Here is a 1,141-nt window from a genome sequence, read left to right as displayed (position 1 = left end):
GTCTTATAAATCTCTGTCTGCAGTAGCTAACAAAATAACAGGTAGTCACTGGAATGGCTTAGTATTCTTTAAGGAGAAGGAATAAATGAAAAAAGAAGTTCGTTGTGCAATTTATACAAGAAAATCAAATGAAGATGGACTAGAACAAGCATTTAACAGCATAGAGTCACAAAGGGCAGAGTGTGAAAAGTTTTTCAACACTAAAAAACAAGAGGGCTGGGAATTACTAGCAAAAAGATATGATGACGGAGGGTATTCAGGAGGTAATCTAGATAGGCCAGCCTTGTGTGAATTATTGCGTGATATAGAAATAGGAAGAGTAAATTATGTAATAGTTTTCAAGTTAAATAGACTGACAAGATCACTAGTAGATTTTATCCGAGTAATATCAGATAAATTTAATAGAAACCGAGTGAGGTTTAGTTCAGTAATGGAACCGTATTTAAACGAGGAAAGTACAGACAATGAGTTCATGTTATATTTAAATTTAGGCATAGCGCAAAGAGAAAGAAAAGCAGTAGGAGATCACATAAGGATAAAAATAGCAGGATCGAAAGAAAGAGGACTATGGATGGGAGGCGCGGTGCCACTGGGCTACGATGCTAAAGAAAAAAAACTAATTATAAATGAGGAGGAGGCAAAAGTAGTAAAACATATATTTGAAAGATTCATAGAGCTAAAATCAGTGGCAGCAGTGGCAAAAGAAATAAACAGGCAAGGATATAGAGTGAAAGAAAGAAAAGTAAAATCAGGAAAGATTTACGGAGGAGGAGAATTCAAAAAAGCAACAGTAAGAGGAATAATAACGAATTTTACATACATAGGAAAAATAAAATACAAAGAAAAATGCTACCCAGGACAACATGAAGGAATAATCGATGAGGAGCTATGGAATAAAGTAGAAGAGATAAGGAGAACACGCCAAGCAAAGTATGCGTTAAGGTATGAAGAGATGTTATTAAAAGGGGTAATAAGATGCCATTCATGTAACGTCAGCATGGCAGGAACACATACAAGAAAGAGAAACAAAAGCTATAGGTATTATGTATGCCGTAATCATATAAGAGGAATGCACTGCCAATCAAGTAATCGAACAATAGCGGCAGGGGAAGTAGAAAAATATGTAATAGAGGAAGTAAGA

Annotated in this window: 2 protein-coding genes; both read left to right on the top strand. The window is 35.2% G+C overall.

Annotation, left to right across the window (positions count from 1 at the left end; translation table 11 throughout):
• The coding region (locus IC220_RS08145) for a DUF2924 domain-containing protein (RefSeq protein ID WP_188153820.1) at nucleotides 1-85 on the top strand (85 nt) is incomplete at its 5' end.
• Nucleotides 86-1,141 (top strand): recombinase family protein (locus IC220_RS07770; RefSeq protein ID WP_188153819.1); only part of this gene is annotated, 1,056 nt, incomplete at its 3' end.

This window comes from Wolbachia endosymbiont of Pentalonia nigronervosa (assembly GCF_014534705.1).
GTDB lineage: Bacteria > Pseudomonadota > Alphaproteobacteria > Rickettsiales > Anaplasmataceae > Wolbachia.
Note: the sequence above shows the minus strand (reverse complement) of the source record. Positions and strands in the feature narration are given on the sequence as shown.